This window comes from Mycoplasma sp. 773 (genome assembly GCF_053851515.1).
This window is the reverse complement of the sequence record NZ_JBSQAV010000017.1, coordinates 1-1,050: the sequence shown is the minus strand read 5'-3', so window position 1 is coordinate 1,050 and position 1,050 is coordinate 1. Positions and strand designations below refer to the sequence as shown.

General features: G+C 25.5%; 1 protein-coding gene. It reads right to left on the bottom strand.

The features are described 5' to 3' along the window. The coding region (locus tag ACWXVJ_RS03160) for a hypothetical protein (protein ID WP_455966513.1) at positions 1 to 851 on the bottom strand (851 nt) is incomplete at its 3' end. Positions 852 to 1,050: the final 199 nt, after the last annotated feature.

The window sequence follows — 1,050 nt, the reverse complement described above, 5'->3', positions numbered from 1 at the left end:
ATTATGTTGTTAATTCTTTCTAGATTTTTATCGGCATTTTGTTTTTGATTATTTATTAGTTCTTTTTTATTTTTTGCTTCTTCAAGATCTTTGTTTATTAAAGAAATTTCGTTTTGTTTTTGGACTAAATTTTGGTTAGCCTCATATGATTTTTCTGTCGCATTTTTTTGGTTATGGTCAGCTTGCTTTAATTCAATAATTGCCATTTGAAGTTCTTTGATTATTGCGCTTAGTTTTTTTGAATCAATAGAAGGATTTGTTTTTGGTGAGTCTTTATCTTTTTTTAGATTTTCATTCTGTTTTTTTAATTCCTGGTTTTTTGTAAGTGAATCTAAGAGTTTTCTTTCTAAATCTTCTTTAATTTTTTGCGCTTCTTTTAATAGTTTATTTGTTCTTTCTTGTTCTATTGCTTTCTTATTAAGTTCAGTTATATTGTTTAATGTCTTGAATTTATGGCTTAAAATAGGTTTATTTTTAAAAATTATTTGAAATTCATAATCAGTGCTAGATTCTAAAGGAGCTTCGTTTCTTTTCTCACCCCAAGAAATGGTTTCATTATTTTTGTTTATAATGTATTTCTTTTCAAGAAAAGCTTTTGGATTATTTTCGGGAAAGATTCTTGCTGTAAATTCGGTGTTTTCATAATTTTTATAGTTTTTTAGTATAAATGAAGCTGAGTTACTAGTTATTTTTTGTTTGTTTATTTCTAACTTATTTTGGTTGTTGCTAACTAGGTATGCTGTTATTATGGCACCAGTTGCTAATGTTGTTGCTATTGCTAGTTCTGCTCCTAGTAAAACTCTAGGTGTTTTTTTCTTTTTTGTTTTAATTTCATGTTTGTTTTCAGTCATATTTAAACCTTTTCTTATGTTTTGGTATTTATTTTTTTTACTAATATAATAATGTTTTTTTTTTTTTTTTTGAATTTCGGGTTATGAACATTGGGCAGGGTTATAAATTGGGCATCAAATTTGAACTTATTTTGCTATTGAAATGTGAAATTTACTAGCTTTTTTGAAAATTTAGCCTAGTTAGTTTTTGCTTTTTTTT